The following is a 23,527-nucleotide window of genomic DNA, read 5'->3' as shown; positions in this document are numbered from 1 at the left end:
GAGAGGGACGGAATCACCGGTTCGCTTAGGTTAGCCTAACCTAACTAGGTCGGGTGAGGCCATGCCCCGGCCGTGACCGTCATCACGTCAGTCACTCCTGGGTGGCGGGGAGTTGGAGCCGGGGTCTACTCGCCGCGCTCGCGCAGCTGTTCCTCCGTCAGACCCTCACGCCAGTACCCGACGAAGGTCACGCGCCGCTTGTCGATCCCGCGCTCCCGCACGAGATGCCGACGCAGCTCCTTGACCCGGCCGGACTCACCGGCGATCCACGCGTACGGAAGCCCGCCGGACGGCAGCGGGGCGGCGCGGACGGCGTCCAGCGCGGACGGCGCGCCCTCGCCGCGCACCAGCCAGGTGATCTCGGCGTCGGCCTCGGTGGACAGGTCCTGGATGTCCCCCGCGTGGTGGACCTCCAGCCAGACCCGTGCCGGCGTCCCGGCGGGCAGCGACTCCAGGATCGCCGAGGCGGCGGGCAGCGCCGTCTCGTCCCCCCAGATCACCACCAGATCGGTGTCGGCCGGCGGCCGGAACCGGATCGCCCGGTTGTCGGCGATCGCCGGCCCGAGCAGCACGACCCGGTCCCCGGCCGACGCCTGCGACGCCCACCGCGACGCGGGCCCGGCGGGCACGGCGGCCCCCGGCTCCACCCCGTGCAGCACGAAGTCGATGTCGATCTCGACGGTCTCCCCGCGCACGTCGGTGCGCAGCCCCCGCAGCGTGTACGAGCGCATCACCGCCCGCACGTCGTCGGGCAGCTCCCGCCACGCCTGCCACCAGCCGTCGCCCAGCTCGTACGGCACGGCCGGCACGTCCTGCCCCGGCCGCGGCAGGAACAGCGACAGCGACTGGTCCCTCCCGTCCGACAGGAAGAACCGCAGGTCGTCCCCGGCGAAGGAGACACGCACGAGAGACGGCCCCAGCCGCTCCGTCCGCACGACCTGAAGAGAGAAGAAACGGAAGGGGGCGGCTACGGCCGTCGTCATGGCAGAGCTCCTCGATGGGGGCGTGGGTGTACCGCGCCGGTCAGCTGACCTTCTTCGCCTTCTCGATCGCCTCGGCCAGCTCCTCCAGGAGCGGCGCGCACTTGTCGTAGGACAGGATCGGCTCGGGGTTGCGCCCGATGACCTGACCGGCCTTGACCGCGGGCAGCTTCTTCCAGGTCGCCTCTTCGATCGCGTCCGGCTGGATCGCCGACGTGCGGTTGTCCATGATGATGACGTCCGCGTCGTACTTGTCGACGTTCTCCCAGCTGAGGTTCTCGAACCAGCCGCCGCTGGCCTTCAGCGCGGCGGCGCTGGGCTCGACGAAGTTCACGCCGAGGGCCTTGAAGTACTCCAGGTCGATGGAGAGGTTCGAGCCGGACACGTAGAAGATGTCCTGGCTGGCGGAACCGGCCAGCACCTTGATGTCGGGCTTCGCCTTGGTGGCCGCGCGCAGCCGGGCGGCGGCGTCCTCGAACCGCTTCTTCGCCGCGGTGACCTTCTCCGACGTGACGTCCGCGCCCAGCGACTCGGCCAGCTCGTAGACCCGCTGGAGCGGCTCGGTCATCTGGCGGTCGTACACGGAGATGCCGACGCTCGGGGCGAGCTTGGCGATCTTGTCCTTGGACGCCTCGGGCACGTACCAGAGGGTGCCCGCGTCGTCGAACATCGTGGTGATGAGGACGTCGGGGGAGAGCGCCGCGTACTTCTCGACGCTGAACTCGTCCCAGACGTTGCCGATGACGGTGACCTTGCTGATGTCGAGGTCGCCGGCCTGGACGTCGGCCTTGCCGTTCTGCAGCTTCGTCGGGCCGAAGACCCCCTTCACGCCGATGCCGTAGTCGTGCAGCGCGGCGGCGACACCCACGAACGCGACGATGTTCGCCGGGGTCTTGTCGAGCTTGACGGTCTCGTCGCGGTCGTCCTTGAACGTCCAGGGGCCCGACTTGGCGGCAGCCGTCTCCTTGCCGGAGTCGGCGCCGCCGCTCGCCTTGTCGTCTCCGCAGGCGGCGAGGACGGCACCGAGACCGAATGCGCCACCGGCGGCGAGGATGCCACGGCGGGTGAGGTGGGCGGCGCTGGCGTTGGGCATGAGTATGGCTACTTTCGAACGGGGCGGAGTGCCGCCCGAGGGCGAGTTCGAAGGTAGGTTAGCCTAACCTCACTGCTTGTCCAGGGGGTGGGGTCCGCCCCGGACGAGTACCCAGTCGTCGGAAGGCCGGATCCGCAACGGGCGGATCCGGCCTCCTCGGTACGGGGCGGTGTCAGCCCACGAGCCCCAACTCGCGGGCGATCAGCATGCGTTGGACCTCGCTCGTGCCCTCGCCGATCTCCAGGATCTTGGAGTCGCGCCACATACGGGCCACCGGGTACTCATTCATGAAGCCGTAGCCGCCGTGGATCTGCGTGGCGTCGCGGGCGTTGTCGACGGCGACCGTGGAGGAGTACAGCTTCGCCAGCGCCGCCTCCTTCTTGAACGGTTCCCCGGCGACCAGCCGCGAGGCCGCGTCCCGCCAGGCGAGGCGGGCCGTGTGGGCCTTCATCTCCATGTCGGCGATCTTGAACTGGATCGCCTGGTTGGAGCCGATCGGCCGGCCGAAGGCATGGCGCTCCTTGGCGTACTTCACCGACTCGTCGACGCAGCCCTGGGCGAGCCCCGTGGCGAGCGCCGAGATGGCGATCCGGCCCTCGTCGAGGATGCGCAGGAACTGCGCGTAACCGCGGCCGAGTTCGCCGAGGAGGTTCTCGGCCGGGACCCGGACGTCGGAGAAGGACAGCTCACGGGTGTCGGAGGCGTTCCAGCCGACCTTCGAGTACGGGGCCGCCACCGTGAAGCCCGGGGTGCCGGACGGGACGATGATGGAGGAGATCAGCGGCTTGCCCTCCGGGGTGCGGCCGGTCACCGCCGTGACCGTGACGAGGCCCGTGATGTCGGTGCCCGAGTTGGTGATGAAGCACTTGCTGCCGTTGATCACCCACTCGTTGGTGTCCTCGTCCAGCCGGGCCGTCGTCCGGGTCGCGCCCGCGTCCGAGCCGCCGTCCGGTTCGGTGAGGCCGAACGCGCCCAGGATCTCCCCGGAGCACAGCCGCGGCAGCCACTCCTCCTTCTGGGCCGGCGTGCCGAACAGATGAATCGGCATGGCGCCCAGGGACACCCCCGCCTCCAGGGTGATGGCCACGGACGAGTCCACCCGCGCCAGTTCCTCCAGGGCGATACCGAGCGCCAGGTAGTCGCCGCCCATACCGCCGTACTCCTCCGGGAACGGCAGCCCGAACAGGCCCATACGGCCCATCTCGCGCACGATCTCGTACGGGAACTCATGGCGCTCGTAGAAGTCGCCGATCTTCGGTGCGACGACCTCGTGCGCGAACTCCTCGACCGTACGGCGGAGTTCTTCCAGTTCGGGAGAGAGGTGGTGGTCCATGAAACTCACTGCTCCTTGTGGGAGAGGGCTCGTACGGTGCGGGACGGGCTGGGTCGGCCCAGGTGGTCGGCCATCCACGCGCTGGTGGCGACGAGACGGCCGAGGTCGACGCCGGTGTCGATGCCGAGACCCCGCAGCATCCACACGAGGTCCTCCGTGGCGAGGTTGCCGGTGGCGCTCTTCGCGTAGGGGCAGCCGCCGAGGCCGCCGGCGGAGGCGTCGACGGTCGTGACGCCGTGCCGCAGCGCCGCGAGGGTGTTGGCAAGGGCCTGGCCGTAGGTGTCGTGGAAGTGGACACCGAGGGCCGGGGTCGGCACCCCCGCCTCGTTCAGCGCGGTGAGCAGCGCCTGCACATGGCCCGGCGTGGCGACGCCGATGGTGTCGCCGAGGCTCAGCTCGTCGCAGCCCATGTCGAGCAGGGCCCGGCAGACCCGGACGACCTGCGGGACTGGCACCGGGCCCTCCCAGGGGTCGCCGAAGCACATGGAGAGATAGCCCCGGACGTGCACGCCGCCGGCCTTCGCCCGGGTCACCACCGGGTCGAACATGGCCAGCGCCTCGTCGACCGTGCGGTTGAGGTTGGCCTTGGCGAAGGACTCGGTGGCGCTGGCGAAGACGGCCACCCGGCGGGCGCCCAGCGCCAGGGCCCGGTCGAGACCCCGCTCGTTGGGCACCAGGACCGGCAGGTCCACCGGCAGATCTGAGACCTGCGGGAACAGCGCCTCGGCGTCGGCGAGCTGCGGCACCCACTTGGGGTGTACGAAGCTCGTCGCCTCGATCGTCGTCAGCCCCGCGTCGGCCAGGCGGCGGACGAACTCGGCCTTCACCTCCGTCGGGACGGTCGCCTTCTCGTTCTGCAGGCCGTCACGGGCGCCCACCTCGTGGATGCGGACCCGTGCCGGGAGCCCGTCGGCGGCCGGTGCGGGCACGGTCATCGGCAGGCCCAGGGCGGAAGCCGCCGCGGCCGCGCGCGTGCTGTCCGGTGAGGTCATCGCGCGGCCTCCTCGTCCTGCTCGTGCGGGGCGACGACCGCCAGCACCTGGTCCATGGCGACGGTCGCGCCCGGCGCCACGTCCAGCTCGGTGACGGTCCCGGCGTGCGGCGCGGAGATGACGTGCTCCATCTTCATCGCCTCCACCACCAGCAGACTCTGACCGGCGCTCACCTCGTCGCCGACGGCCACCTTCACCACGGTGACCGTGCCGGGCATCGGCGCCGTCAGCGAGTCCGCGCCCCCGTGGGCCGCGCCGGTGAGGGCGGCGGCCACCCGGTCGTGGTCCCGTACGTGCCAGGCGTCGCCGTCCCGGCCGAGCCAGCCCCCGGCGTGGTGGAAGGTGTGACGGACGCCGTCCAGGGCCACGGTGACCCGGTCGCCGGTGACGGTGTGGGTGCCCAGCGGGCGGTGGGTGACGGGTTCGAGGCCCGGCACCCGCAGGTCGAAGGCCGGCGGAACGGTCTCACCGCCCAGGCGCCAGCCGTTCGGCACCGAGAAGGGGTCCGTCCAGCCCTCGCCGCGCGGCGTCAGCGCGTCGAGCCGTACGGCCGCCGCCGCCTCGTACACGGCCTCGGGCACCCCGTCCGGTACGAGCCCGTCGACCTCCCGCTCGACCAGGCCCGTGTCCAGGTCGCCCGCGACCACCGCCGGATGCGCCAGCAGCCGCCGCAGGAACCCGGCGTTCGTCTGGACGCCCAGGGTGACCGTCCCGGCGAGGGCGGCCCGGAGCCGGCGCAGCGCGGTGGGCCGGTCGGGGCCGTACGCGATGACCTTGGAGAGCATCGGGTCGTACAGCGAACCGACCTCCGTGCCCTCGGTGAGGCCGGAGTCCGTGCGGACGCCGTCGCCCTGCGGTTCGCGCAGCCGCAGGATCGTGCCGCCGGAGGGCAGGAAGCCGCGCGAGGGGTCCTCGGCGCAGATCCGGGCCTCCACGGCGTGCCCCGTCAGCCGGATGTCGTCCTGCGTGAGGCCGAGCCGCTCGCCCGCCGCGACCCGCAGCTGCCACTCCACCAGGTCGACACCCGTGACCAGCTCGGTCACCGGGTGCTCCACCTGGAGGCGGGTGTTCATCTCCATGAAGTAGTACGACGACGGGTCGCCGCCGGGGACGATGAACTCGACCGTGCCCGCGCCGGAGTAGCCGCAGGAGCGGGCCGCCTGGACCGCCGCCTCGCCCATCGCGGCACGGGTGGCCTCGTCGAGCAGGACGCTGGGCGCCTCCTCGATGACCTTCTGGTGGCGGCGCTGGAGGGAGCACTCGCGCTCGCCGAGGTGGATCACGTGCCCGTGGTTGTCGGCCAGGACCTGGATCTCGATGTGCCGGGGGCGGTCGATCCACCGCTCCACGAGCAGGGTGTCGTCGCCGAAGGAGGCGCGGGCCTCGCGCCGGGCGGCGGCGATCTCGTCGGCGAGCGCCGCCTCGTCACGCACCAGCCGCATGCCCTTGCCGCCGCCGCCCGCGCTGGGCTTCAGCAGCACCGGCATCCCGATCTCCCGCGCCGCCTCGGCGAGTTCGGCGTCGGTCAGACCGCTGCCGCTGGAGCCGGGGACCACCGGCACCCCGGCCGCCCGGACGGTCTCCTTGGCGCGGATCTTGTCGCCCATGAGGGAGATGGCGTCGGCGGGCGGCCCGATGAAGACGAGCCCCGCCTCCGCGCACGCCCGCGCGAACCCGGCGTTCTCCGCGAGGAAGCCGTACCCCGGGTGCACCGCCTGCGCGCCCGAGCGGGCCGCCGCCTCCAGCAGGCGCTCGACCGACAGATAGCTCTCGGCCGCGGGCGCGGGACCGATCCGTACCGCCGTGTCGGCCTCCCGTACGTGCCGGGCGTCGGCGTCCGCGTCGGAGTACACCGCGACCGAGCGGACGCCGAGGGCGCGGAGGGTGCGGATGACGCGGACGGCGATCTCGCCCCGGTTGGCCACCAGCACCGTGTCGAACATGCTCACGTTCACAAGCCCCCTCACATCCGGAAGACGCCGAACTGGGGGTCACCCAGCGGCGCGTTGGCGCAGGCGGTCAGGGCGAGGCCCAGGACCTGGCGGGTGTCCAGCGGGTCGATCACGCCGTCGTCCCAGAGGCGGGCGGTGGCGTAGTAGGCGTTCCCCTGGCGCTCGTACTGGGCGCGGATCGGGTCCTTGAAGGACTCCTCGTCCTCCAGAGGCCACTGCTCGCCGCGCGCCTCCAGCTGGTCCCGCTTCACGGTCGCCAGCACGGACGCGGCCTGCTCGCCGCCCATCACCGAGATCTTGGCGTTGGGCCACATCCACAGGAAGCGCGGCGAGTAGGCCCGGCCGCACATCGAGTAGTTGCCGGCGCCGTACGAACCGCCGACGACGACCGTCAGCTTGGGGACACGGGTGCAGGCCACGGCCGTCACCATCTTGGCGCCGTGCTTGGCGATGCCGCCGGCCTCGTAGTCCCGGCCGACCATGAAGCCGGAGATGTTCTGCAGGAACACCAGCGGGATGCCGCGCTGGTCGCACAGCTCGATGAAGTGGGCGCCCTTCTGGGCCGACTCCGAGAACAGGATGCCGTTGTTGGCGACGATCCCCACCGGGTGGCCGTGGATCCGGGCGAAGCCGGTGACGAGGGTCTGGCCGAACTCCGCCTTGAACTCGGCGAAGCGCGAGCCGTCGACCACGCGTGCGATGACCTCCCGTACGTCGTACGGGGTGCGCGAGTCGACCGGCACCGCCCCGTACAGCGTGTACGGGTCCACCTTGGGCTCGACGGCCGGCTCCACCGACCAGGGGAGCGGGCCCCGCGAGGGGAGCGTGGAGACGATCGTGCGCACTATCCGCAGCGCGTGCGCGTCGTCCTCGGCGAGGTGGTCGGTGACCCCGGAGACCCGGGAGTGCACCTCGCCGCCGCCCAGCTCCTCCGCGGTGACGACCTCGCCGGTGGCGGCCTTCACCAGCGGCGGACCGCCGAGGAAGATCGTCCCCTGGTTGCGGACGATCACGGCCTCGTCGCTCATCGCCGGGACGTACGCGCCGCCCGCCGTGCACGAACCGAGGACGGCCGCGATCTGCGGGATGCCCGCGCCCGACATCCGGGCCTGGTTGTAGAAGATCCGGCCGAAGTGCTCGCGGTCGGGGAAGACCTCGTCCTGCATGGGCAGGAAGGCGCCGCCGGAGTCGACGAGGTAGAGGCAGGGGAGGCGGTTCTCCAGCGCCACCTCCTGGGCCCTCAGGTGCTTCTTCACCGTCATCGGGTAGTACGTGCCGCCCTTGACCGTGGCGTCGTTGGCCACGATCACGCACTCACGGCCGCTGACCCGGCCGATCCCGGCGATCACCCCGGCCGCCGGCGCCTGTCCGTCGTACATGCCGTCGGCGGCGAGGGGGGCCAGCTCCAGGAAGGGCGAGCCCGGGTCCAGGAGGGTGTCGACCCGGTCCCTCGGCAGCAGCTTGCCGCGGGCGGTGTGCCGGGCGCGCGCCTTCTCGCCGCCGCCGAGGCGGGCGGCGGCCAGCCGGGCGCGCAGCTCCTCGCCGAGGGCGCGGTGCGCGGCCTCATTGGCCCGAAACGACTCCGCCGCGGGGTCCACCGCGGTCGTGAGCTCCGGTGCCTGGTCCATCGTGCGGTCCCCTCACCTTTGTTAATGAGCGTTAACGCATTTCCTCCAGGTTAACGACCGCTAACCTCCCTGTCTAGAATTGGCTCCATGGCCACCAGAACCGACGCCCCCACCCGCCGCGAGCAGATCCTCAAGGAGGCCGCCCGACTGTTCGCCGAGCGAGGTTTCCACGGTGTCGGCGTCGACGAGATAGGCGCCGCCGTCGGCATCAGCGGCCCCGGCCTCTACCGCCACTTCGCCGGCAAGGACGCGATGCTCGCCGAGCTGCTGGTCGGCATCAGCGGCCGGCTGCTGACGGGTGCGAAGCGCAGGATCGCCGAGACGGACGGCTCGGTGGGCGGTGGTCGGGGAGCCGGGGGTGCCAGGAGCGCGGGGGGTGCCGGGATCGCCGGGCGGGCCGGTGGCGCTGGTGGTGCCGCCGCCGGTGGCGCGGTGGCGGCCGACGGTGCCGGTGGTGCGCAGGCCGTCGGGGGTCCCGTCGGTGTACGGGTGGACGGAGGCGGGAGCCGGCGGGATTCCGAGGCGTTGCTCGACTCGCTCATCGAGGGGCACATCGACTTCGCCCTCGACGACCGTCCCCTCATCACCCTGCACGACCGTGAGCTGGACCGCCTCCGTGACAGCGACCGCAAGCTGGTGCGCCAGCTCCAGCGGCAGTACGTCGAACTGTGGGTCGAGGTGCTCCGCGAGGTCTACCCCGCCCTCGCCGAGCCCGCCGCCCGCTCGGCCGTCCACTCGGTCTTCGGCCTCCTGAACTCCACCCCCCACCTCGGCCGCCCGGGTTCCCTGCCGGGCCGCACGGCCACGGCGGAGCTGCTGCACCGGATGGCCCGGGGAGCCTTCGCGGCGGCGGGCGCCGCCGGCTGAGCCGACCGGAGAACGGCTCCTGAGCGGCCGCCCCTCACGGGCCGTCGGTGAAAGCCGGTCGCCGTGGGGCGCGGCCGCCCCTCACTGGCGAGGGCCGTCCGTGGCCGGTCGCGCAGTTCCCCGTGCCCCTGGCGGTGAGCCGGGGCGCGAGGGGTGCCCGTGTGAGGGCCGGCCCCAGGGCGTCCGGCGTGACGAGCGTTACCCCCTTTCCTCTCTGGACGGCTGTTCGTACTCGCCGGTACGGTTGGGTCTGAGCAAGCGCTTAGCCAAGCGGAGTCCGGGCGTCGGCCCCGGACGACGACGGCTTGCAGCCATGTGGGTGAGAGTGGCGCCGGTTCGGGCGCAGAAAGGGGTCGGCCGTGCGCCGTACGGTGTTCAACGAGGATCACGAGGCGTTCCGGGAGACCCTGCGTGCCTTCATCGAGGCCGAGGTCGTCCCCGTCTACGACGAGTGGCTGGCCGCGGGCCAGGCGCCGCGCGACTTCTACTACAAGCTCGCCGAGCTGGGCGTCTTCGGCATCCGCGTGGACGAGGAGTACGGCGGCGCCGGCATCGACTCGTACAAGTTCGAGGCCGTCCTCTACGAGGAGACCGCCCGCGCCGGCATCACCTTCGGCGGCTCCGGCGTGCACGTGCTGCTCGGCCTGCCGTACATCAAGATGCTGGCCAACGACGAGCAGAAGAAGCGGTACCTGCCCAAGTTCGTCTCCGGCGAGGAGATGTGGGCGATCGCGATGACCGAGCCGGGCACCGGCTCCGACCTCGCGGGCATGCGCACCACCGCCAAGCTCAGCGAGGACGGCACGCACTACGTCCTCAACGGCGCCAAGACCTTCATCACCGGCGGTGTGCACGCCGACCGCATGATCGTGTGCGCCCGCACGGCCGCCCCGACCAAGGAGGACCGCCGCCACGGCATCTCCCTGTTCGTCGTGGACACCAAGGCCGAGGGCTACTCGGTCGGCCGCAAGCTCGACAAGCTCGGCCTGAAGACCTCCGACACCGCCGAGCTGGCGTTCGTCGACGTCAAGGTCCCCGTCGAGGACCTCCTCGGCGAGGAGAACAAGGGCTTCTACTACCTCGGTCACAACCTCGCCTCCGAGCGCTGGGGCATCGCCTACGGCGCCTACGCCCAGGCCAAGGCCGCGATCCGGTTCGCCAAGCAGTACGTGCAGGAGCGCGTCGTCTTCGGCCAGCCCGTCGCCGCTTTCCAGAACACCAAGTTCGAGCTGGCCGCCTGCCAGGCCGAGGTGGACGCAGCCGAGGCCGTCGTCGACCGCGCCACGGAGGCCCTCGACGCCGGTGAGCTGACCCCGGCCGAGGCCGCCAGCGCCAAGCTGTTCACCACCGAGGTCGCGCACCGCGTCATCGACCGCTGCCTCCAGCTGCACGGCGGCTACGGCTTCATGAACGAGTACCCGATCGCCCGCCTGTACGCGGACAACCGCGTCAACCGCATCTACGGCGGCACCAGCGAGATCATGAAGTCGATCATCGCGAAGGACATGGGGCTGTAAGGTCCCGGCAATTACCGTCCAGTACAACTGACCCCATGAGTCAGGCACCACTTATGGATCTCCTCGATCTGCTCGACCTGGAGCAGATCGAGGAGAACATCTTCCGCGGCCGGTCCAGGCCCGCCATCGTCCCGCGCGTCTTCGGCGGGCAGGTCGCGGCACAGGCGCTCGTCGCCGCGGGGCGGACGGTCCCCGAGGACCGGCTGCCCCACTCCCTCCACGCGTACTTCCTGCGCACCGGCGACCCCGGCGCGCCCATCGTCTACACGGTCGACCGCATGAACGACGGCCGTTCCTTCACCGCGCGCCGCGTCGTCGCCGTCCAGCACGGGCAGCCGATCTTCGCGCTGTCGGCGTCGTTCCAGCGGTGGGAGGAGGGCCTCGAACACCAGGCCCCGATGCCGTCCGCGCCCGACCCGGAGACGCTGCCCACCGCCGAGGAACGGCTCCCGGCGTACGGCCTCGACCCGGCCGTCGTCGAGAAGATGCTGGAGGCGCGGGCCGCCGTCGACCTGCGCTATGTCGACGACCCGCCCTTCGGCCGCTACGGCGAGCCCCGCGAACCCGGCTCCCAGGTGTGGTTCCGCGCCAACGGCAAGATCGACGACGACCCCCTGCTGCACGTCGTGCTCGCGACCTACGTCTCCGACATGACGCTCCTGGACTCCATCCTGCTCGCGCACGGGCGCGGCGGCTGGGCCGTCGGCGACGTCGTCGGGGCGTCGCTGGACCACGCGATGTGGTTCCACCGGCCGTTCCGCGCCGACGAGTGGCTGCTGTACGACCAGGAGTCGCCGTCCGCGTCGGGCGGGCGCGGCCTCGGCCAGGGCCGCATCTACACCCGTGACGGCCGGCTCGCGATCTCCGTGATCCAGGAGGGCGTCGTCCGCGTCCCGCGCCCGAAGACGCCCTGAGGCCGAGGGGCCGCCCTCCGCACCGGCCCGCCCGGCTCTCCGCCCGCCGGCCTTAGCTCTCCTTCAGCCCCGCCTGTTCCAGCAGGTACGCCGTCATCGGGTCGTAGTAGCGCGGGCTGACCACGTGGTCGTCGAGGGGGACCGCGACCTGGAGGGTGCCCTCGGCCTCGCCCAGGAAGAGGGCCGGGTCGTTGCAGTCCGCGTAGCCGACGGAGTCGATGCCGAGCTGGCCCGCGCAGCCCGCCCAGCCGTGGTCGGCGACCACCAGGTCGGGCAGCGGCCGGCCGGCGCCCTCCAGACCGCGCAGGATCGCCCGCATCGGCTCGGGCGAGTGGGTGTGCCAGAGGGTGGCGCCGTGCTCCAGGACGGCCACGTCCGCGAACTGCATCACGTACCCCTCGTCCGTCTGGAGCCCGTCCGGGATCACGACGATCTCGCAGCCCGCCGCGCGCAGCGCCCGCGCCGTCTCGTGGTGCACATGCAGCAGACCGCCGGGGTGGCCGGTGGCGAACAGGACGCGCTGCCCGCCCTCCGCCGCCTTGCGCAGCCGGGCCGCCATGCGCTCCAGCGCGTCGACCGTCAGATCGGGGTCGATGGTGTCCTGGCCGTAGCGGTACCCGGGGTCGTCGTTCACGCCGACGCGCTCGGCCATCACGGCCAGGACGTCCTGCTCGTCGCTCCAGCGGTCGCCGAGCTCCAGCCCGAGCCAGTAGTGGCGGTTGCCGTTGGCCAGTTCGCGGTAGTGGGAGAGGTTGTTCTCGCGCGGCGTGGCGACGTCGCCCGCGATACGCGTCCTTACGAGGTGTTCGACGAGCTCGGCGCGGCTGGGGGTCCCGGGTATCGGCATGCGTCCATTGTGAGGCAGACAACTGCTTCAGTCGCGGGCGTACCGTCCGCTGCGACCCGCGTCACTCTGCGTCGGCCGGTCGTTCGCCCCGCCGGTTCACTCCTGGCGCAGCGCGAACCACAACTCCATCCGTACGTCCGGGTCGTCCAGGTCCGCCTCCAGCAACGCGGCGCAGCGGCTCACCCGTTGGCGGACCGTGTTGCGGTGCACGGCCAGCGCGACGGCCGTACGGTCCCAACTCCCGTGCAACGACAGCCAGGTCCGCAGGGTCTCCACGAGCGCCGGGGAGCCGGCGAGCGGCGCCAGCAGCGTGCGGGCGTGGGCCGTGGCGTCCTCCGCCGGCACGAGATCGGCGAGCGCGGTACGGGACCCGTGCCGCACCAGCGCCGTCCGGGTGGCCCGCGCCCGGGCCAGCGCACGGGCGGCCTGCGCGTCCGCGGACGGCCACGCCTCCGGGCCCGCCGGCGCGCTCACCCCGCACGTCCAGCCAGGCTGGGCGGTGACCTCGCGGCCGGCGGGGACCAGGACGCGTACGACGTCGCCGTGCGTGTCCACCAGCGCGGAGCCGAGGGCCGCGCCGAGCGCGGCGGCCATCAGGGGGTCGGGTGAGGCCGCGTCGTCGGTGGGGCGGGCGTGCACGACCAGCCACGCCTCGGCGCCGTCCAGCAGGGGCGCGACGTCCTGCGGGGCCGCGCCGAGCAGCAGCCGCACCAGGGCGGACACACGGGCCGCCCCGGTGCCGCCCCCGCTCCGCTGCTCGCCGGTGAGGAGGGAGAGGAGCACGGCGGCGACGGAGGTGATGGTGTGGGTGCCGGGGTCGCGGTGGGGGGTGGCGACGGCGAGGGCGAAGCGGGGCGGTGAGCCGAGGGCGTGGGCGGTGAGGTGGGTGCCGGCGACGGTGTCCGTGGCGGAGGTGGGGGTCAGGGCGCGCGGGGAGAGCTCGGGGGGTTGCTGTGACGGGGCGGCCGCGGGTGCGTTGTGGCTGGTCGCGCGGTTCCCCGCGCCTTTTGGGGGGTGGGGGTGCACCACCGCTGCCAGTGCGGCCAGGGCTCGGGTGATCGCCTCCCCTGGGTCGCGGCCGAAGGCCGCCAGTTCCGTGCCCTCCGGGCCGTACAGGACCGCGCGGCCCTCGACGCGGCGGGCCAGTTGGCGCAGGACCCCTCGGACCGGGTCCGGGCGGGACGCGGCCGCGGCGAGGCTCTGCTGGGCCTCCGTGACGCGGCGGAGCTCGGCGTGTCTCGCCCGTGCCATCAACTGCCAGACCGCTCGTGCGACCCCGGAGAACGTCGTGCGCGGCGGGACCTCCACAAGGGGCAGCCCGTGGGTGTCGCAGGCGGCCACCAGGGCCCTCGGGACCGAGTCGTGGACCGGGGCGAGGCCGAAGCCGAGGGCCGCGCCGCCCGCCGCGACGATCCGGGAGACGTACGCGTCGAAGTACGCGCCGGAACCGGCGGCCTCCGGGGTGTCCGCCCCTGTCGTGACCCCTCGGGCGTCCGCCCCCGCCGCGGCCTCCGGGATGTGGACGCCCGCCGTCAGCAGCAGTTCGCCGCCGAGCAGGTACGGATGGGGGTCGGACAGCTCCGAGGTGTGCGCCCCGTGGATCACCGCGCCGCTGCCGGTCGGGCCCGCGATCTGCCGCAGCCCCAGGTCCTCGCGGGCGAGGAGGGCGGCGAGGGGCACGGGAGGGGTGGGCGGCACGGCCGGGACCGCCGCGTCCGACATGATGTGCGTTCCCTCCATCCGGAACGGCTCCAGTGGATGAAACGTACACTTCGCAGCCGCTTCCCGGCGACCTACTGTCGAGGCACGCACCCGCACGCACCCACGCCCACCCGCACCGCACGCACCCACGCGCCCCCGCACCCGCCCGCACGTACCGGTGTCCATCCGCCCGTACCGGCATCCACCTCCTGGAGAGCACGCACCATGAGCAGCAACGAGAACCCGGCAGCCGACGGCCGGCCCCGCGGTCCCGTCGACTCCTCCCGCATCCCCCGGTACGCCGGCCCCGCGACCTTCGCCCGGCTGCCGCGTCTGGACGAGGTCGGCGGACGGGCCGACGTCGCGGTCGTGGGCGTGCCGTTCGACTCGGGTGTCTCCTACCGGCCGGGCGCCCGCTTCGGCGGCAACGCCATCCGTGAGGCGTCCCGGCTGCTGCGCCCCTACAACCCGGCCCAGGACGCCTCGCCGTTCGCCCTCGCCCAGGTCGCGGACGCCGGTGACATCGCCGCCAACCCGTTCAACATCAACGAGGCCGTCGAGACCGTCGAGGCGGCCGCCGACGAGCTGCTCGACAGCGGGGCCCGGCTGATGACCCTCGGCGGCGACCACACCATCGCGCTGCCGCTGCTCCGCTCCGTCGCCAAGAAGCACGGCCCGGTCGCGCTGCTCCACTTCGACGCGCACCTCGACACCTGGGACACCTACTTCGGCGCCGAGTACACCCACGGCACCCCGTTCCGGCGGGCCGTGGAGGAGGGCATCCTCGACACCTCGGCCCTCTCCCACGTGGGCACCCGCGGCCCGCTGTACGGCAAGCAGGACCTCACCGACGACGAGAAGATGGGCTTCGGGATCGTCACGTCCGCCGACATCTACCGGCGCGGCGCGGACGAGGTCGCCGACCAGCTGCGCCAGCGCATCGGCGACCGCCCGCTGTACATCTCCATCGACATCGACTGCCTCGACCCGGCGCACGCGCCCGGCACCGGCACCCCGGAGGCGGGCGGCATGACCTCGCGGGAGCTCCTGGAGATCCTGCGCGGCCTGGCCTCCTGCAACCTGGTCTCCGCCGATGTCGTCGAGGTGGCGCCCGCGTACGATCACGCCGAGATCACCGCGGTGGCCGCCTCGCACACGGCGTACGAACTCACCACGATCATGTCCCGCCAGATCGCCGACGCCCGCGGGGGGAACCCGGCCGGGTGATCCGCGGCAGGGACCACGAGGAGAAGGCAGCGCAGTGACCCACGACCACGACCTGGTACTCCGCCCGACGGCCGCCCAGCGGGAGGCCGCGCTGAACCCGCCGCCCGGCCGCACCGGCGGGGACCTGGTCGTGGAGACGCTGGCCGGGCTCGGCGCGACGACGGTGTTCGGACTGCCCGGCCAGCACGCCCTCGGCCTGTTCGACGCGCTGCGCCGCTCCGACCTGCGGTACGTCGGCCTGCGCGTGGAGAACAACGCCGGGTTCGCGGCGGACGCGTACGGCCGGATCACCGGCGAGGCCGCGCCGCTGCTGCTGTCGACGGGCCCCGGCGCGCTGACGTCGCTGGCCGCGCTCCAGGAGGCCGCCGCGGCGTCGGCGCCGGTCCTCGCCGTCAGCAGCCAGATCCCGACGGCGGGCCTGGGCGGCGGCCGCCACGGCTATCTGCACGAACTCCCCGACCAGTCGGCCTCGTTCCGGGGTGTCGTCAAGTCCGTCCACACCGTCCGTACGCAGTCGCAGATCCCGTCGGCGATCGCCGCCGCCTGGGAGTCGGCGCTGACCGCCCCGCACGGCCCGGTGTGGGTGGAGATCCCGCAGGACGTGCTGCTCGCGGAGACGACGATCCCGGTGGTGACGGGCGGCGACGCCTTCCCCGAGGAGCTCCCGCCGCGCCCGGAACTGACGGCCGTGGCCGCCCATCTGCTGGCGACTGCCGCCCGCCCGGCGATCATCGCGGGCGGGGGAGTCGTACGGGCGGACGCGGCGGGCAAGCTGCGGCAGCTGGCGGAGCGGCTGTCGGCGCCGGTCGTGACCACGTTCGGCGGCAAGGGCGCCTTCCCGTGGACGCATCCGCTGTCGCTCCAGTCGTGGCTGGAGGACCGGCACACCACGGACTTCCTGGAGGACGCGGACGTCCTGCTGGTCGTCGGCTCGGGCCTCGGCGAACTCTCCTCGAACTACCACACGTTCAAGCCCCGCGGCCGCGTCGTCCAGATCGAGGCGGACCTCGGCAAGCTGGAGTCGAACCATCCCGCGCTGGGCATCCACGCGGACGCGCGGCTCGCGTTGCAGGCGCTGCTGGAGACGATCGGGGAGCCCCGCGAGGACGCGTCGGCGCCCGAGCGGGTGCGGGAGGTCCTGGCGAAGGTCCGCGCACGCATCGACGGCCAGGAACTCACCCTTGAGCAGGCCCTGTTGGCGTCCATCCGCCGAGCCCTGCCGTCCCGGGCGCCCTCCTTCTGGGACATGACGATCCTCGCGTACTGGGCGTGGTCGGCGTTCGATCCACGGGGCGCCAACACCATGCACTCCGCGCAGGGTTCCGGCGGCCTCGGCTACGCCTTCCCGGCGGCCCTCGGCGCGGCCGTCGCCGACCCCACGTCCCCGGTCCTCGCGGTCTCCGGCGACGGCGGCGCGCTGTACTCCGTCGCCGAGCTGGCCACGGCCCGCCAGTACGACCTGAACGTCACCTGGCTGATCGTCGACGACGGCGGCTACGGCATCCTCCGCGAGTACATGACGGACGCGTTCGGCGAGACCACGGGCACGGAGCTGACCCGCCCGGACTTCGTGGCACTGGCGCGGTCCTTCGGGGTGCCGGGAGTGCGCACGAGCCCCGAGACCCTCGCGGAGGATCTGGCCGAGGCCCTCGCCGCACCCGGCCCGTCGGTGGTGGTGCTCCCGGCGGTGCTGCGGATGTTCGCGCCCACGCACGTACCGGCGTAGGGGGCGTGGCGGGAAGCCCGTCGGCGCGGTCGGCCGGCGGGTGCGGGTGGGTGGTTCCCACGCCGGGACGGGCCGCCCGGAGTTCCCGCTCCGGGCGGCCCGTCCGTGCGGTCGCCCGCCGGTCAGCGCAGGAAGCTGCCGAACAGGGCGTTCGTGTACGGGGCCGAGAGGTCCTTCGGGCCGAAGGCCAGGGCGGACTTCGTGGTGAGGCCCGACGCGGTGCCGCGCAGGAGCCAGACCGCGCCGTTGGAGGCGTTCTCGGCGGTGGACGCGGCGGCCAGGTCGCGGTGGCCGTCGCCGTCGACGTCGAGCAGCGCGGTCGTCGCGCCGAACTGGTCGTTCGCCTCGGCCGCGCCGGGGACGCCCGCCGTGTCCTGGTGGAAGACCTGGGCGCCGGTGCCGGTGAGCCCGGCGGCGCTTCCGTGGAGCAGGGCGACCGAACCGGCGTCGGCGATGGTGCCGATGTCCTCGCCCTCGATGCCGAGCGCGACGTCCGCGTAACCGTCGCCCGTGACGTCGGCGACCGACACGGCGGATCCGATGTGGTCGCCCTCCTCCTCGGCGCCGGGGAAGCCCGGCAGGTCCTGGTCGAAGGTGTGGGTGTTCGCGTCGGTGAGGCCGGCGGCGGAACCGTAGGCGATACGGCCCTTCGGGGACCAGCCGTCGGCGCCGACCACCAGGTCGTCGTAACCGTCGCCGTTCACGTCGCCGACGCCCGTACCGGCGTCGCCGCCCGCGGTGTCGCCGGGCGCCTGACCCCGGGTGAAACCGGTGGCGCCGCCGCCCATGAGCAGGCGGTTCCCCCAGGTGCCGTCGCCGGTGTAGACCCACTGGACGATGTCGTCGCGGCCGTCGCCGTTGAAGTCGCCGACCTCGCCGGAGACCACCGGGCCGGTGATGGAGGAGGGGCCGTCCTCGCAGCCGCCGCCGGTCGCGCAGGAGGCGTCTTCCTCGGAGTAGCCCCACCACAGCGACTTGTCGAGGAGCGGCAGGACGGCGGTGGGCTTGCCGTCGCGCTTGATCGGGCCCTTCCACAGCGCGGCCGGGGCGCCCGACGGGTCGTCGCCGCTGACCCGCTGCGCGGAGAACAGCGCAAGGTCGGTCTTGCCGTCGCCGTCGAAGTCACCCGCCTGGGGCGCGGCCCCGTAGGCGATGCTCGTGCCGCCGGTCAGGCCGGACGCGGAGCCCCAGAGGATCACCGAGCCCTCCTTGCCGCCCGCGATCACGAGGTCGCCGTAGCCGTCGCGGTCCAGGTCGGCCTTGGCGAACGAGGCGCCGAAGGACTGGTTCTGGGTGGCGGCCCCGGGGATCCCGGTGGTCGAGCGGCTGATGATCTTCTTGTTCGCCGTCGACAGCCCCGTGGCCGAGCCGTACGTCACGGCCACGTACCCGGCCTTCGCCTTGCCGGACACCGTGGCGCCCGGCGCGCCGATGACCAGGTCGGCGTAGCCGTCCCCGTTGAAGTCGTCGGAGGCCGGGACGGAGGCCGGGGCGGCCGACGCGGAGCCGGAGCCGGTCAGCACCACCGAGGCGGCCAGGGGTACGGCCAGGAGGGCGCTGCTGATCCTGCGTCGGGTGGCTCGGGGCGCTCGGGACATGGGCGGTGCCTTTCGAGTCGATCGTGAGAGCTGTTGCTCAGGTAGTGCGACTCGAACAAGGGGGCGGTGGTTGTACGTGGGAGCGGGGTCGTACGAGGGTTGGGCGCTTTTCGGTCAGGTTCGCAGACGCGCCGCCAGTCCCGCGAAGTAGCCGCGGTGCACGGCGGTCAGATCGACCTCGTCCGGGTCCAGCAGCCACAGCAGGTGGGCGCCCTCGATGAACGCGGCCACCTCCGTCGCCAGGACCGCCGGGTCCAGGTCGGCGCGGGCCGTGCCGTCCGCCGCCGCCCGCGTGAACAGGGCGTTCAGATGGGCCCTCAGCGCCCGGCCCCGGTCGCGGAACCAGGTGTGCAGGGCGGAGCCCGGCTCCAGGTTCTCGGCGGTGAGGGTGGTGTGCAGGGCGGCGAGTTCGCGTTCGGCGGCGGCGGTGTGCTCGGCGTCCCGGACGAACCAATCGAAGGCCTGGTCGAGGGTGGGCTCGGCGTCCGGGGGGACCGACAGCCGCTCCAGGGCGCGCCGGTCCGCCTCCTCCAGGACGGCCTGGACGAGACCGTCCTTGCTGCCGAAGTGGTGGATCAGGGCGGAGGGGGTGGCGCCGGCCCGCTCGGCGATGGCGGCCACCCCCGTGCCGCGCACGCCCTGCTGCGCGAACAGCGTGATCGCCGCGTCGACCATCGCGCGCCGGCGTGCCACGCCCCGCTTCTGCACCTGTCCCTTGACTCCGGCCATGGGGATCAGGGTGCCGGGCGGAGGGCGGGGCGTCCAACTCGAAAAACGGGTGCGTGGCCTGCGCCGAGTCATTATCTTGAATGACCATGCAGGAAAATGAGTTCCGGACCGAGAGTGAGATCGAGAACGTGACGGAGGTGGCCGAGGGCATGGCGGAGACCGAGGACATGGCGGAGATCCAGCGCATGGCGGAGACCGAGGACATGGCGGAGAACACCTACGAGTACCTGGTCGGCCGGGAGCGGATCGTGTCCACCGACGGCATCGAGCTGTGGGCCGAGGAGTTCGGCAGCCCGGGTGACCCCACGGTGCTGCTGGTCATGGGGGCCCAGGCGCAGGGCGTGCAGTGGAACGACGGTCTGGTGCGGCGTCTCGTCGACGGGGGCCGCCGGGTCGTCCGGTACGACCACCGCGACACCGGCCGCTCCTCCACCGTCGACTACGCCACGCGGCCGTACACGGTCGCCGACCTGGCGTCCGACGCGCTCGCCGTCCTGGACGCGTTCGAGGTGGACCGCGCGCATCTCGTGGGCGCCTCGCTGGGTGGGATCATCGTGCAGCGGATCGCCGTCACGGCCCCCGAGCGCGTGCTGACCCTGACGAGCCTGTCGTCCCAGCCTCTGGGTACGGACACGGCGGCCGTGGTCCTGCGGGCGATGGAGGGCACGCCCCCTTCCCCCGACGAACTGCCGCCGCCTACGCCGGAGTTGTTGGCCGCGCTCGCCTCCGCCTTCCCCGGCCCGGACACGGGCCCCGAGGAGTACCTCGCCCTCCGGCTGCCGCTGTGGCGGGTGCTGCACGGCCGGGTGCTGCCGTTCCCCGAGGAGGAGTACCGGGCGATGGAGCGGCGGGTGTACGCGCGGGCCCGCGATCTGCTCGCCGGGTTGAACCACACGCTCGCCGGGGCCGCCGGCGGCGACTCCACGGCGGACCTCGCCTCCGTCACCGCGCCGACGCTCGTGCTGCACGGCACCGAGGACCCGATGTTCCCGCCCCCGCACGCCGAGGCCACCGCCGCCGCGATCCCGGGCGCCCGCCTGGTCATGGTCGAGGGCATGGGCCACACCCTGCCCCCGGCCCTGGACGCCCGCCTCGCCGACGAGATCCTGCGCCACACGGCCTGAGGAGGAGGCGGGGCGGACCCGCGCGACGGGTGTCGTCTCCGCCGGGGCGGCCTTCGACGCGACCGGCTTCCTGCGGGGGCCCAGGCAACGCGACGGGCTCCCGGCCGTTTGTCGGCCGGGAGCCCGCGCGGCACGGCGCCGCCGCTACCAGATCGCCTCGACCCACTCCGGGTGGTCGATGAACGGGTTCCGGTTGCCCTGGTAGTTGGAGTGGATGAGGTCGTTGCGGCGCTCTTCCCACGCGTCCGGCGGGTCCTCGTCGTTCCAGGCCTTCAGGACGGAGAGCCGGCCGTGGAAGCGGGTGCCGCCGTTGTCGACGGAGTCGTTGGGCTCCAGGTTGGGCCAGCCGTCGTCCCCTTCGTAGCGGACGGCCATGTAGAGGATCATGCGGGCCACGTCGCCCTTGACCGCGTCGCGCGGCTCGAAGGAGTTCGAGTCGATGAGGCTGCCGCCGCTGTTGGTGAACGTGCTGCCGCCGTTGTCGAAGTCGAGGTTGCCGCGCCGGGCGTTGACCTGGACGTCCTCGGCCCGCAGGTGGTGCAGATCGGTGCCGGGGCCGGCGGAGGTGCCGAAGTCGCCGTGGGACTGGGCCCACACGTGCTCGCGGTTCCAGTTGCCGGTGTTGCCGCCGTTGAGGGACTTGCTGCGGGAGATGCCGCTGTACAGCAGCTTCACGTTGCTGCTGTTGTTGGGGTCCTGGTCGGTGACCTTCAGCGCGTTCCAGACCGCCGAGTACGAGAGGGACGTCTGGTCGCTGATGATCGTGTGCAGCGAGGACTTCAGCGCCGTGCCGGTCTTGCCGATCGCGTTCGCGTAGTACGTGTCGTCGTACGCCGTCGTCGTCGCCGAGGCGGGGGCGGCGGTGGCCGTCGGCAGGACGAGACCGACGAGCACGGCCGACGTCGCGAGCGCGACCGTCTTCCAACTGCGTATCCGCGCAGCAGGCATGAGGGGTTGTCCCTTCCCAGAGGGCCGCGTGGAACGAGGGGTGGTTCGGGGAGCCTCGGTCTACGCGGGTTGACTGTGTGGGTAATCGAGAGGTTGGCATGGACGGGTCAGTCCGTGTGTAAAGGGCAGGGGGCGGTTCGGTGACGTTTTCGAGAACGCGTCAACTCCCGTTCACCCGAGGCTCTCTGTCCGCCCCGATCCAAGGGGAGACCCTGATTGACGTGCGACGTCAGGCGTGCTCCGGGTCGGCTGGGGAGGGGGGCGGGGCGGCGGACGGCGGGGCCGGGATGTCCAGCAGGGTCAGGTAGTGGCTGACATGGGTGGCCGCCTGGAGCATGGCGACGCCCCGTGCGGTCAGCTTGCGCTGCCAGTCGTCGAGGGAGGCGGCGAGGGCGTCCGCGCCGCCTGCCGTGCGGATCCGCCGGACCACGGCGGCGATGTGGTCCAGTGGTTGGCCGCCGCGCCGCAGCAGATGGGCCAGCTCGGCGTCGCGGACGTCGTCGGCGCGGAAGACGCGGTACCCGGTGGCCGGGTCACGCGCGGGGGAGAGAACGCCGGCCTCCTCCCACTTCCGCAGCGTGGCCGGGGTGAGGTCGAGGTGGCGGGCCAACTCGCCGACACTCCAGGTCCGATGGGCCTCCGGCCTGGTCACCTCCGTCGCCCCCCTCGCCCCCGCCCGCTCCGCCGTCAACCGGCCGAGGGCGTCCCGTACCGCTTCGAGGGTCTCCCGGTCGCGGAGCAGCCCGCTGTGGCCGCGGTCGATGAGGGTCAGCGCGTCGTCGAGCGCGCCGTCGTGCAGCGCGCGCATGATGCGGCCGCCGGCCCCGTGTCCGTAAGCCGGGACGAGGGCGAGGAAGGCGCGCAGGGCCGCCGCGTGCACCTCGGTGTAGAGGCGGTAGCCGCTGTCCGTGCGCTCGGCGGGCGGGAGGAACCCGTCCCGCTCGTAGTTGCGGACCGCCTGGGCCGACAGGTCGTGCTCACGCGCGAGATCGGAAGGTCGCAGGCTCGTCATCGTTTGAGACTTTACGGTCATGTCGAGCAGCCGTGCATGCGGAATGCGGCGCCAAGTCTCAACCGAGCCTTCAAAGATACGATGGAGGCTCATGAGTCAGGACATCCGAGACTTCGTGCCCCCGTCGTGCGACCTTCTGGCGCTCGGCGAACCCACCCACCAGGAACCGGCCTTCGCCCGGCTCCGCAACGACCTGTTCGCCGAACTGGTCGGGCACGGCTTCCGCTCCGTCGCCCTGGAGACGGACCGCGTGGCCGCGCTCACCGTGGACGACCACGTCCGGGAGGGGGTCGGCACCCTCGACACGGTGATGCGCGAGGGCTTCTCCCACGGCTTCGGCGAACTGGACGGCAACCGGCGGCTGATCGCCTGGATGCGCGCGTACAACGAGGGCCGGGCGCCCGAGGAGCGGCTGACGTTCCACGGCTTCGACGCCCCGCTGGAGACCATGAGCGCCCCCAGCCCCCGCCCCTACCTCGAACACGCCGCCGCGTACCTGCGGCACAGCCCGGCCCCCGGCCCGGATCTCGACGTCGCCCACCTCGTGGGCGACGACGAGCGGTGGAGCCGTACGGAGGCGGTCCTGGACCCCGCCCGGTCGGTCGGCGACTCGGCGGACGCCGCACGGCTGCGCGTGATCGCGGACGACATGCTCGCCGCGCTCCACGAACGCGCGCCGGAGCTGATCGCGGCGACCTCGCGGGACGCCTGGGCCCGGGCCAGGATCCACCTCACCGCCGTCATCGGGCTGCTGCGCTATCACCGGGAGGCGGCCCAGCGCATCGAGGAGGGCGCGCGGGTGACCCGGCTGTGCGTCACCCGGGACATGCTCATGGCCCGCAACCTCCTCGACATCCGCCGGACCGAGGCCCGCCGCGGCCCGACCCTGGTCTTCTCCCACAACCTCCACCTCCAGCGGAACCCCGGCACCCTGCGCATGGGGGACACGGAGGTGAACTGGTACGGCGCCGGAGCCGTCGTGGCGTCGCTGGAGGGCGAGCGGTACACCTTCGTCGCCGGCAGCCTCGGCCGCAGCGAGGCCACCGCGCTCGGCGAACCCGACCCGGACACCTATGAGGGCGGCCTGCAACGCCGGGTCGCCACCTGGGCCCTGACCCCGGCCGCCGCGATCCCGACCGCCCGCACCCGTACCGACACCACACCCCCGCAGGGCTATTTCCCCCTCGACCGGGCGACTCTGGACGGCGCCGACGCGGTCCTGCACATCGCGGCGGGGTGAGGGTCCCGGCGGACGGGCGGACGGGCGGACGGGCGGACGGGCGGGGCGGGTGCGGCAGGGCAACCTCCGGGGGTGCCCTTTCGTCTTCCTTCCTGGGCC

Annotated in this window: 19 protein-coding genes; 7 read left to right on the top strand and 12 right to left on the bottom strand. The window is 72.8% G+C overall.

Features of this window, described 5'->3' with window-relative positions; genetic code table 11:
- Positions 1-125 precede the first annotated feature (125 nt).
- From ACZ4Z3_RS02435 to ACZ4Z3_RS02410, 6 genes are all read right to left on the bottom strand, one after another.
- The gene (locus ACZ4Z3_RS02435; protein ID WP_468499281.1) at positions 126-983 is read right to left on the bottom strand and encodes a siderophore-interacting protein; all 858 of its coding nucleotides are present in this window, start codon (positions 981-983) and stop codon (positions 126-128) included.
- 40 nt (positions 984-1,023) lie between these two features.
- Positions 1,024-2,073 carry an ABC transporter substrate-binding protein gene (locus ACZ4Z3_RS02430; protein ID WP_468499280.1) on the bottom strand — a complete coding sequence of 350 codons (1,050 nt, stop codon included), beginning with the start codon at positions 2,071-2,073 and terminating at the stop codon, positions 1,024-1,026.
- 172 nt (positions 2,074-2,245) lie between these two features.
- Positions 2,246-3,406: an acyl-CoA dehydrogenase family protein gene (locus ACZ4Z3_RS02425; RefSeq protein WP_055515746.1), complete on the bottom strand. Its 1,161-nt coding sequence runs from the start codon at positions 3,404-3,406 to the stop codon at positions 2,246-2,248.
- 5 nt (positions 3,407-3,411) lie between these two features.
- On the bottom strand, positions 3,412-4,341 hold the full coding sequence (locus tag ACZ4Z3_RS02420; RefSeq protein WP_468499528.1) for a hydroxymethylglutaryl-CoA lyase: 930 nt from the start codon (positions 4,339-4,341) through the stop codon (positions 3,412-3,414).
- Positions 4,342-4,394: 53 nt separating this feature from the next.
- The gene (locus ACZ4Z3_RS02415) at positions 4,395-6,341 is read right to left on the bottom strand and encodes an acetyl/propionyl/methylcrotonyl-CoA carboxylase subunit alpha (RefSeq protein WP_468499527.1); all 1,947 of its coding nucleotides are present in this window, start codon (positions 6,339-6,341) and stop codon (positions 4,395-4,397) included.
- A 20-nt stretch (positions 6,342-6,361) separates the two neighbouring features.
- On the bottom strand, positions 6,362-7,978 hold the full coding sequence (locus ACZ4Z3_RS02410; protein ID WP_055539598.1) for a carboxyl transferase domain-containing protein: 1,617 nt from the start codon (positions 7,976-7,978) through the stop codon (positions 6,362-6,364).
- 87 nt (positions 7,979-8,065) lie between these two features.
- Here ACZ4Z3_RS02410 and ACZ4Z3_RS02405 point away from each other — a divergent pair, with 87 nt between their 5' ends.
- The 3 genes from ACZ4Z3_RS02405 (at position 8,066) to ACZ4Z3_RS02395 (ending at position 11,276) form a co-directional block, all read left to right on the top strand.
- Positions 8,066-8,845: a TetR/AcrR family transcriptional regulator gene (locus ACZ4Z3_RS02405; RefSeq protein WP_468499279.1), complete on the top strand. Its 780-nt coding sequence runs from the start codon at positions 8,066-8,068 to the stop codon at positions 8,843-8,845.
- A 359-nt stretch (positions 8,846-9,204) separates the two neighbouring features.
- A complete protein-coding gene (locus tag ACZ4Z3_RS02400; RefSeq protein WP_099964685.1) occupies positions 9,205-10,362 on the top strand; it encodes an acyl-CoA dehydrogenase family protein in 1,158 nt (385 codons plus the stop codon).
- Positions 10,363-10,397: 35 nt separating this feature from the next.
- Positions 10,398-11,276: an acyl-CoA thioesterase gene (locus ACZ4Z3_RS02395; protein WP_468499278.1), complete on the top strand. Its 879-nt coding sequence runs from the start codon at positions 10,398-10,400 to the stop codon at positions 11,274-11,276.
- Positions 11,277-11,328: 52 nt separating this feature from the next.
- Here the strand turns inward: ACZ4Z3_RS02395 and ACZ4Z3_RS02390 are convergent, their stop codons facing one another.
- Entirely contained in the window at positions 11,329-12,123 is a 795-nt protein-coding gene (locus ACZ4Z3_RS02390; RefSeq protein ID WP_468499277.1) for a phosphatase, read from the bottom strand.
- Between the two features lie 96 nt (positions 12,124-12,219).
- The gene (locus ACZ4Z3_RS02385) at positions 12,220-13,863 is read right to left on the bottom strand and encodes a helix-turn-helix domain-containing protein (RefSeq protein WP_468499276.1); all 1,644 of its coding nucleotides are present in this window, start codon (positions 13,861-13,863) and stop codon (positions 12,220-12,222) included.
- A gap of 186 nt (positions 13,864-14,049) precedes the next feature.
- Here ACZ4Z3_RS02385 and speB point away from each other — a divergent pair, with 186 nt between their 5' ends.
- Both speB and ACZ4Z3_RS02375 read left to right on the top strand, forming a co-directional pair.
- Positions 14,050-15,051, top strand: a complete 1,002-nt coding sequence (gene speB / locus ACZ4Z3_RS02380; RefSeq protein WP_468499275.1) for an agmatinase — start codon at positions 14,050-14,052, stop codon at positions 15,049-15,051.
- 34 nt (positions 15,052-15,085) lie between these two features.
- On the top strand, positions 15,086-16,777 hold the full coding sequence (locus tag ACZ4Z3_RS02375) for a thiamine pyrophosphate-binding protein (RefSeq protein WP_468499274.1): 1,692 nt from the start codon (positions 15,086-15,088) through the stop codon (positions 16,775-16,777).
- Between the two features lie 122 nt (positions 16,778-16,899).
- On the opposite strand, the gene ACZ4Z3_RS02370 is transcribed toward ACZ4Z3_RS02375, so the two are convergent.
- Together ACZ4Z3_RS02370 and ACZ4Z3_RS02365 are read right to left on the bottom strand one after the other, a co-directional pair.
- Positions 16,900-18,375 carry an FG-GAP-like repeat-containing protein gene (locus ACZ4Z3_RS02370; RefSeq protein ID WP_468499273.1) on the bottom strand — a complete coding sequence of 492 codons (1,476 nt, stop codon included), beginning with the start codon at positions 18,373-18,375 and terminating at the stop codon, positions 16,900-16,902.
- Positions 18,376-18,489: 114 nt separating this feature from the next.
- Positions 18,490-19,104: a TetR/AcrR family transcriptional regulator gene (locus ACZ4Z3_RS02365; RefSeq protein ID WP_468499272.1), complete on the bottom strand. Its 615-nt coding sequence runs from the start codon at positions 19,102-19,104 to the stop codon at positions 18,490-18,492.
- Positions 19,105-19,190: 86 nt separating this feature from the next.
- Between ACZ4Z3_RS02365 and ACZ4Z3_RS02360 the strand changes: the two genes are divergently transcribed.
- Positions 19,191-20,228: an alpha/beta fold hydrolase gene (locus ACZ4Z3_RS02360; protein ID WP_468499271.1), complete on the top strand. Its 1,038-nt coding sequence runs from the start codon at positions 19,191-19,193 to the stop codon at positions 20,226-20,228.
- Between the two features lie 144 nt (positions 20,229-20,372).
- On the opposite strand, the gene ACZ4Z3_RS02355 is transcribed toward ACZ4Z3_RS02360, so the two are convergent.
- Both ACZ4Z3_RS02355 and ACZ4Z3_RS02350 read right to left on the bottom strand, forming a co-directional pair.
- On the bottom strand, positions 20,373-21,176 hold the full coding sequence (locus ACZ4Z3_RS02355) for an endonuclease I family protein (RefSeq protein WP_468499270.1): 804 nt from the start codon (positions 21,174-21,176) through the stop codon (positions 20,373-20,375).
- Positions 21,177-21,405: 229 nt separating this feature from the next.
- A complete protein-coding gene (locus ACZ4Z3_RS02350) occupies positions 21,406-22,188 on the bottom strand; it encodes a TioE family transcriptional regulator (protein WP_468499269.1) in 783 nt (260 codons plus the stop codon).
- Between the two features lie 91 nt (positions 22,189-22,279).
- Between ACZ4Z3_RS02350 and ACZ4Z3_RS02345 the strand changes: the two genes are divergently transcribed.
- A complete protein-coding gene (locus ACZ4Z3_RS02345) occupies positions 22,280-23,428 on the top strand; it encodes an erythromycin esterase family protein (RefSeq protein ID WP_468499268.1) in 1,149 nt (382 codons plus the stop codon).
- Positions 23,429-23,527 lie beyond the last annotated feature (99 nt).

It is taken from the genome of Streptomyces sp. NPDC030296 (assembly GCF_055572815.1).
Note: the sequence above shows the minus strand (reverse complement) of the source record. Positions and strands in the feature narration are given on the sequence as shown.

Bases quoted from the DNA above. Each gene is read 5' to 3' on its own strand.
- ACZ4Z3_RS02345 (WP_468499268.1), top strand. From the start codon at position 22,280: ATGAGTCAGGACATCCGAGACTTCGTGCCCCCGTCGTGCGACCTTCTG.
- ACZ4Z3_RS02405 (WP_468499279.1), top strand. From the start codon at position 8,066: ATGGCCACCAGAACCGACGCCCCCACCCGCCGCGAGCAGATCCTCAAG.
- ACZ4Z3_RS02420 (WP_468499528.1), bottom strand. From the start codon at position 4,341: ATGACCGTGCCCGCACCGGCCGCCGACGGGCTCCCGGCACGGGTCCGC.
- ACZ4Z3_RS02430 (WP_468499280.1), bottom strand. From the start codon at position 2,073: ATGCCCAACGCCAGCGCCGCCCACCTCACCCGCCGTGGCATCCTCGCC.
- ACZ4Z3_RS02435 (WP_468499281.1), bottom strand. From the start codon at position 983: ATGACGACGGCCGTAGCCGCCCCCTTCCGTTTCTTCTCTCTTCAGGTC.
- ACZ4Z3_RS02395 (WP_468499278.1), top strand. From the start codon at position 10,398: ATGAGTCAGGCACCACTTATGGATCTCCTCGATCTGCTCGACCTGGAG.
- ACZ4Z3_RS02425 (WP_055515746.1), bottom strand. From the start codon at position 3,406: ATGGACCACCACCTCTCTCCCGAACTGGAAGAACTCCGCCGTACGGTC.
- ACZ4Z3_RS02410 (WP_055539598.1), bottom strand. From the start codon at position 7,978: ATGGACCAGGCACCGGAGCTCACGACCGCGGTGGACCCCGCGGCGGAG.
- speB (WP_468499275.1), top strand. From the start codon at position 14,050: ATGAGCAGCAACGAGAACCCGGCAGCCGACGGCCGGCCCCGCGGTCCC.
- ACZ4Z3_RS02360 (WP_468499271.1), top strand. From the start codon at position 19,191: ATGCAGGAAAATGAGTTCCGGACCGAGAGTGAGATCGAGAACGTGACG.
- ACZ4Z3_RS02385 (WP_468499276.1), bottom strand. From the start codon at position 13,863: ATGGAGGGAACGCACATCATGTCGGACGCGGCGGTCCCGGCCGTGCCG.
- ACZ4Z3_RS02415 (WP_468499527.1), bottom strand. From the start codon at position 6,341: ATGTTCGACACGGTGCTGGTGGCCAACCGGGGCGAGATCGCCGTCCGC.
- ACZ4Z3_RS02355 (WP_468499270.1), bottom strand. From the start codon at position 21,176: ATGCCTGCTGCGCGGATACGCAGTTGGAAGACGGTCGCGCTCGCGACG.
- ACZ4Z3_RS02365 (WP_468499272.1), bottom strand. From the start codon at position 19,104: ATGGCCGGAGTCAAGGGACAGGTGCAGAAGCGGGGCGTGGCACGCCGG.
- ACZ4Z3_RS02350 (WP_468499269.1), bottom strand. From the start codon at position 22,188: ATGACGAGCCTGCGACCTTCCGATCTCGCGCGTGAGCACGACCTGTCG.
- ACZ4Z3_RS02370 (WP_468499273.1), bottom strand. From the start codon at position 18,375: ATGTCCCGAGCGCCCCGAGCCACCCGACGCAGGATCAGCAGCGCCCTC.
- ACZ4Z3_RS02390 (WP_468499277.1), bottom strand. From the start codon at position 12,123: ATGCCGATACCCGGGACCCCCAGCCGCGCCGAGCTCGTCGAACACCTC.